Below are 5,585 nucleotides of genomic sequence, written 5' to 3'. Positions count from 1 at the left end.
AGGCGGCAAGACCTTCAGCACCACCGGCTGGAAGATCGGCTGGCTCACTGCACCCGCCACGCTCGTCACGAGCGTGCTGGCGGTGAAGCAGTACCTCACCTTCGTCAACGGCGCACCGTTCCAGCCGCGGCGGCGTCGGCCTCCTCGAGCTCGGCGATGCCGGCGGGCGCCAGCGGCTCGTGCCACGGCACCTCGGTGACGGTGCCGCCCCCCAGGTCGCCGAGCTCCTCGGCGAGCAGGCGATCGGACTCGTTCGAGTAGACGCGCAGCTCGTCGCCCGAGCGCGACACCACGACGGCGAGCACCGGGTCGCCGGCGAGCGAGACGTGCGTGCGCGCCCCGTCGAGGTACCAGGCGAGCGCCGTGTGCGAGCGGAGCACGAGCGACCCCACGCCGCGTCGATCGAGCAGGGCGAGTAGGCGCTCGCGCTTCCCGGCCCGGTCGGCGGGAGCCTGCGAGGGTGCGGGCCGGCTCATCGCACCGGGCCCGTCGAGTCGCGCGCCTCGAGCCTCGGCCGGTAGAGCACCGTGTGCTGGATCGGGCCGCCGGCGATGAGGGTGCGGAGGCGCGCCCACACCTGTCCGCCGATCTCGATTCGGGGCACCGACATGCTGGTGAGGCTCGGCGTCGCGTACTCGGCCATGGGCACGTCGTCGAATCCCGCGACCGACAGCGCGCCCGGCACGTCGACGCCGAGCCGACGGAGACGGGTGAGCAGTCCGAACGCCACGAGGTCGTTGAACGCGATCACCGCGGTGGCGCCGGCCTCGCTGGCGGCCAGGACGGGCTCCGCCACCGCGTACCCGTCCTCGAGCCGGGAACCGCCGGGGATGACGTCGATGCGGAGATCGGGGTACGCGGCCTCCACCTCCGCCACCCCTCGCAGCCGCTCGCCGTTCGAGGCGCTCGAGGCGGGCCCGCTCACGTATGCGAGATGCCGGTGCCCGAGCCCGCGCAGGTGGTCGACGAGGTCGCGGATGCCGCGCACGTAGTCGATGCCCACGATCGGCACGTCGGCATCGGGCAGGGAGCGATTCACGACGACGACGGGGGCGAGCGCGGCGACGAGGCGCCGGAGGCGCTGCTCGGGCATGCGCGGGGCGCACAGCACGAGGGCGTCGCAGCGGTGCCTGGCCTCGACCGCGGTCGCCTCCTCGTCCTCCACGCGCTCGGCCGTGTCGGCCACCATCACGCGATAGCCGTCGGATGCCGCCGCGAGGCTCAAGCCCTTGAGGATGCCTTGGAACAGCGGGTTCTCCAGGTCGGGCACGACCATGGCGATCGTGTCGTTGCGCCCGTGCACGAGGCTGCGCGCGGCGACGCTGGGCGAGTAGCCGAGGGCCGCGATGGAGGCCTGCACCCGGTGCACGATGGTCGGATCGACCGACTGCTTGCCGTTGAGCACGCGCGACACGGAGGCCTGCGACACCCCGGCGTGCGCGGCGACGTCGGCGATCGTCGCGGCGCGGGGCCGTTCGCGCATCACGCCCCCTGGTCTCGATGTCGGTTGCAACGCGGGCAGCGCGCCCGGGCCGTGGTGATCTGACGCCCCGGCTCCGGCCGCAGCTGGGAAATCGGTTCCCCAGTCTAGCCATGAACTTGCCGCCGAGCCCAGTGTCCACGTAGTCTCGAAGCCAGAAAGCGGTTTCTCGACATCCCACTGGAGGGCACATGCAGGTCGTCGTCACCGGCTCGTCGGGCCGGCTCGGGCGCAGCGTGTGCGCGGGGCTCGCGGCATCCCGCCACCAAGTGATCGGCGTCGATCGGGCGCCCGCCGGGCTCGACGGCATCGACGAGCGGTCCATCGACCTCCGCGACGAGCAGGCGACCGCCCGCCTCCTCGACGAGACCCGGCCCGACGCCGTCGTGCACCTGGCCGGCATCGCCGTGCCGTTCAGCGCGCCCGAGCGCGAGATCCTCGTCACGAACACCACGCTCGCGCACACGGTGCTCGCCGCAGCGGCCGCCGTCGGCGTCGGGCGGGTGCTCGCGGCGAGCAGCCCCACCGTGCTCGGCTACGGCGCACCCGGCTGGCGCGCCGCATCCGTGCCCCTCGACGAGACGCACCCCGTCGCACCCGCCAACGCCTACGCGCTGTCGAAGGTCGTCATCGAGGAGACCGTGCGCATGTTCGCGCGCACCGCCCCGGGCGCCTTCGGGTACTTCCGTCCGTGCTACGTCGTCTCGCCCGAGGAGTGGGCCGGTGCCCCCACGCAGCAGGGCCACACCATCGCGGAGCGGCTGGCCGATCCCGCACTCGCCGCCGTCAGCCTGTTCAACTACCTCGACGCGCGCGACGCCGCGACCTTCGTCGACGCGTGGCTCGCCGCGCCCGCCGGCGTCGTCGACGGCGAGGGGTTCTTCGTCGGTGCGGCCGACGCACTCGCCACGCGGCCGGTCGCCGACCTGTGGCGCGATGTCGCGCCCGGACTCGGCGAGGGCGCCGACGCGCTCGTCGGAACGAGCCCGGTCTTCTCCATCGACAAGGCCGCCCGGCTGCTCGGCTGGCGGCCCGAGCGCGACTGGCGCAGCGAGCTCGCCGCCGCCTCCCCTGTCCTGACCACCCAGCAGACCGAATCGAGCCGCTCATGACCGCACCCGCACCCGACTTCGACGGCGTGCTCTTCTTCCCCGTCACCCCCTTCGACGCGGCGGGTGCGATCGACCACGACGTGCTGGCCGAGCACGTCGGCACTCGGCTCCCGTTCGGCCCGGGCGGGGTGTTCCCCGCGTGCGGCACGGGCGAGTTCCACGCGCTCTCGGCACGCGAGGCGATCGACGTCGTGCGCACCACGGTCGGGGTGGTCGGCGGCCGCGTGCCCGTCATCGCCGGCGCCGGCGGCCCGCTCGGCCACGCGATCGAACTCGCCCGCGGTGCCGCCGAGGCGGGCGCCGACGGCCTGCTCCTCCTGCCGCCGTACCTCGTGTCGGGCACCACGGCCGGACTCGTCGCGTGGGTCGAGGCCGTGGCCGCGGCATCCGATCTGCCCGTCATCGTCTACCACCGCGGCACGGCCCGCTACACGGCCGACGCGATCACCCGACTCGCTGAGAACCCCAAGGTGGTCGGCTTCAAGGACGGCACCGGCGACATCGGGCTCGCTCAGGAGATCGTGCTCGCGGCAGAGGCCACCGGGCGCGACCTGCGGTTCTTCAACGGCCTGCTCACCGCCGAGCTCAGCCAGGGGGCCTACCGCGGCATCGGCATCCCGCTCTACTCCTCGGCGGCGTTCGCGATGATCCCCGAGGTCGGCGCCCTGCACTACCGCGCCTACACCGACGGCGACGAGGCGACCCGGATGCTGCTGCTCCGCGAGTTCTACGCGCCCCTCGTGCGCCTGCGCGACGAGACGCCGGGCTTCGGTGTCTCACTCATCAAGGCGGGCCTGCGGCTGCGCGGCCTCGACGTCGGACCGGTGCGGCCGCCGCTCGTCGACCCGACACCCGACCAGGAGCGACGGCTCGGCGAGATCCTCGACACCGGGCTCGCGCTCGTCGAGCGCATCGGCACGGCGACGGATGCCGCGGGCCGGGCCGGCTCCCTCGAGACGGCGGTGCGGTGACCGCGACGATCCGCCGCATCGCGACCCACGGCATCCGCGTGCCGCTGTCGCGTCCGTGGGGGCCCGACGTGCGCGACCTGTCACTCGTGGAGGTCGTCGTCGAGGACGCGGCCGGCAACGTCGGCCACGGCTTCTCGTGGACGCCGCAGATCGGGGCGGCCGCGGTGCAGGCGCACCTCGACCATGACATCGCGTCCTTCGCCCTCGGCCGCGACGCCGACGCCGAATCGCTGTGGGAGCCGCTCTGGCGGCACCTGCACGAGGGCGGTGGCGGCGGCATCACGACCATCGCCATGGCCGGACTCGACCTCGCGCTGTGGGACCTCGCCGCCCGTCGCGCCCGCGCCGGCATCACCGACCACCTCGGGCGCCGGCACGAGACGGCCGAGGTGTACGGCAGCGGGGTCAACCTGCACTACCCGCTCGACGACCTCGTCGCCCAGGCCGAGCGCTGGGTGGCCGCGGGCTTCGACGCGGTCAAGGTCAAGGTCGGCAGCCCCGACCTCGCCCGCGACGTGGAGCGCATCCGCGCCGTGCGCGAGGTCATCGGCCCCGACCGTCGCCTCATGATCGACGCGAACCAGCGCTGGAGCCTCGAGGAGGCCGAGCGGGCGATCGGCGAGCTCGCCGCGTTCGACCTCGCCTGGATCGAGGAGCCGCTGCGCGCCGACGACCTCGCCGCCCACGTCGCGCTGCGCCCGCGCATCGAGGTGCCCGTCGCGCTCGGCGAGAACCTGCACACCCGGTACCGGTTCGCGGAGTTCATCGACGCCGGCGTCGTCGATGTCGTGCAGCCCAACATCGTGCGCGTCGGCGGGATCACGCCGTTCCTTGCGATCGCCGACCTCGCGGCCGACCGCGGCGTCGACCTCGCCCCCCATCTGCTGCTCGAGCTCTCGGCGCAACTCGCGCTGACCCTGCCGGGCCACCACCTCGTCGAGTCCGTCGAGGACGCCTCCTTCGAGTCGCTCGGGGCGCTCGCGGCGCCGTCGCCGGTCGTCGTCGACGGCCATGAGGTGCGCACGACGGGGCAGACTGGACTCGGCATCCGCTTCACCGAACCCCGAGCGGATGCCGCGGCATCCGCCCACCGCACGGAGGAACCATGACCGCCACCACCGCGAACACCGTCGCCGGCACCGCGAACAGCGTCGCCGGCACTACGACCGCCGTCGACGGCACCACGACCGCCGAGCTCGACCGGGTCGCCCATGCCGCCCGCGGCGCCTTCGCCACGACCGTCGCATCCACGGCCACCGATCGCGCCGCGTGGCTCACCGCCGTGGCCGACGCCCTCGAGGCGGCATCCGACGAGCTCATCCCGCTCGCCGACGAGGAGTCGCACCTCGGCGCGCCGCGGCTCACCGGCGAGCTCGCGCGCACCACGTCGCAACTGCGGCTGTTCGCGTCGGCCGTGCTCGAGGGCTCGTACCTCGAAGCGACCATCGACCACCCCGACGCGACCACGATCCCTCCTCGCCCCGACCTGCGACGGATGCTGCGCCCGCTCGGTCCCGTCGCCGTGTTCAGCGCGTCGAACTTCCCCTTCGCGTTCTCGGTCGCCGGCGGCGACACCGCGTCGGCCCTCGCGGCCGGGTGCCCGGTCATCGTGAAGGGCCACTCGGCGCACCCTCGACTCTCGCGCCGCACGGCCGAGATCGTGGCCGCCGCCCTCGCCGCCGCCGGAGCACCCGAGGGCGTCTTCGGACACGTCGTGGGCCGGGATGCCGGCGTCAAGCTCGTGCAGCATCCCGAGGTGCGAGCGGTCGGCTTCACCGGCTCGCTGCACGGCGGACGCGCGCTCTTCGACCTCGCGTCATCGCGACCCGACCCGATCCCCTTCTACGGAGAGCTCAGCGCGGTGAACCCCGTGCTCATCACGGCCGCCGCGATCGACGCCCGGTCCGAGGAGCTCGCGTCGGGCCTCGCGGCCTCGTTCACGCTCGGCGCGGGCCAGTTCTGCACGAACCCCGGCGTCGTGTTCGTGCCGGCCGGCTCGGGCTTCGCGTCGCGTGTGGCGGA

6 protein-coding genes and 1 pseudogene are annotated in these 5,585 nt (G+C 73.8%); 5 read left to right on the top strand and 2 right to left on the bottom strand.

What is annotated here, in order from left to right:
* A pseudogene (locus GH736_RS25125) lies at positions 1-127 on the top strand (aminotransferase); the annotation flags it as partial.
* Here the strand turns inward: GH736_RS25125 and GH736_RS16065 are convergent.
* Both GH736_RS16065 and GH736_RS16060 read right to left on the bottom strand, forming a co-directional pair.
* On the bottom strand, positions 105-476 hold the full coding sequence (locus GH736_RS16065) for a hypothetical protein (protein ID WP_159605126.1): 372 nt from the start codon (positions 474-476) through the stop codon (positions 105-107). The pseudogene GH736_RS25125 and the gene GH736_RS16065 overlap by 23 nt on opposite strands.
* Complete coding sequence (locus GH736_RS16060; RefSeq protein ID WP_159605124.1) at positions 473-1,483, bottom strand: LacI family DNA-binding transcriptional regulator; 1,011 nt, start codon at positions 1,481-1,483, stop codon at positions 473-475. The genes GH736_RS16065 and GH736_RS16060 overlap by 4 nt, the downstream gene beginning before the upstream one ends.
* 188 nt (positions 1,484-1,671) lie before the next feature.
* On the opposite strand from GH736_RS16060, the gene GH736_RS16055 reads away from it, so the two are divergent.
* From GH736_RS16055 to GH736_RS16040, 4 genes are all read left to right on the top strand, one after another.
* Positions 1,672-2,592 (top strand): NAD-dependent epimerase/dehydratase family protein, encoded by a 921-nt coding sequence (locus GH736_RS16055; protein WP_159605122.1) that lies wholly within the window; start codon positions 1,672-1,674, stop codon positions 2,590-2,592.
* Entirely contained in the window at positions 2,589-3,563 is a 975-nt protein-coding gene (locus tag GH736_RS16050; RefSeq protein ID WP_159605120.1) for a 5-dehydro-4-deoxyglucarate dehydratase, read from the top strand. Before GH736_RS16055 ends, GH736_RS16050 begins: the two co-directional genes overlap by 4 nt.
* Positions 3,560-4,672, top strand: a complete 1,113-nt coding sequence (locus GH736_RS16045) for a mandelate racemase/muconate lactonizing enzyme family protein (protein ID WP_159605118.1) — start codon at positions 3,560-3,562, stop codon at positions 4,670-4,672. Before GH736_RS16050 ends, GH736_RS16045 begins: the two co-directional genes overlap by 4 nt.
* The coding region (locus GH736_RS16040) for an aldehyde dehydrogenase family protein (protein WP_159605116.1) at positions 4,669-5,585 on the top strand (917 nt) is incomplete at its 3' end. The genes GH736_RS16045 and GH736_RS16040, both read left to right, overlap by 4 nt.

This window comes from Agromyces humi, assembly GCF_009720255.1.
GTDB classification, from domain to species: Bacteria; Actinomycetota; Actinomycetes; order Actinomycetales; family Microbacteriaceae; genus Agromyces; species Agromyces humi.
Note: the sequence above shows the minus strand (reverse complement) of the source record. Positions and strands in the feature narration are given on the sequence as shown.

Bases quoted from the DNA above. Each gene is read 5' to 3' on its own strand.
- GH736_RS16065 (WP_159605126.1), bottom strand. From the start codon at position 476: ATGAGCCGGCCCGCACCCTCGCAGGCTCCCGCCGACCGGGCCGGGAAG.
- GH736_RS16050 (WP_159605120.1), top strand. From the start codon at position 2,589: ATGACCGCACCCGCACCCGACTTCGACGGCGTGCTCTTCTTCCCCGTC.
- GH736_RS16055 (WP_159605122.1), top strand. From the start codon at position 1,672: ATGCAGGTCGTCGTCACCGGCTCGTCGGGCCGGCTCGGGCGCAGCGTG.
- GH736_RS16060 (WP_159605124.1), bottom strand. From the start codon at position 1,483: ATGCGCGAACGGCCCCGCGCCGCGACGATCGCCGACGTCGCCGCGCAC.